This is a genomic window from Variovorax sp. AC103 (genome assembly GCF_979254005.1).
This window is the reverse complement of sequence record NZ_CEEDFC010000124.1, coordinates 1-229: the sequence shown is the minus strand read 5'-3', so window position 1 is coordinate 229 and position 229 is coordinate 1. Positions and strand designations below refer to the sequence as shown.

The window sequence follows — 229 nt, the reverse complement described above, 5'->3', positions numbered from 1 at the left end:
GCCGGTACAGCACGAAGTCGCCGTAGCGCTCGACCATGTAACCCTTGACCTCGTCTGCGCTGCGCCCCTGCGCGCGCAGATCGGCCAGCAGCTCGCGCAGGTCGATCGCCAGGGCCGACTGCGACGCGGCGAGCGTCTCGTTCTGGCACACCAGGCCGCGCAGCTCGACGCGCGCGTGCAGGCGATCGCGGCCGAGCTGCGGGTCGGCGGCCAGCGGCTGCGCTTCGCC

Annotated in this window: 1 protein-coding gene; it reads right to left on the bottom strand. The window is 73.4% G+C overall.

Annotation, left to right across the window (positions count from 1 at the left end; all coding sequences use genetic code 11):
• Positions 1-229 (bottom strand): cytochrome c-type biogenesis protein (locus tag AC0IYU_RS35050; RefSeq protein WP_472127021.1); only part of this gene is annotated, 229 nt, incomplete at both ends.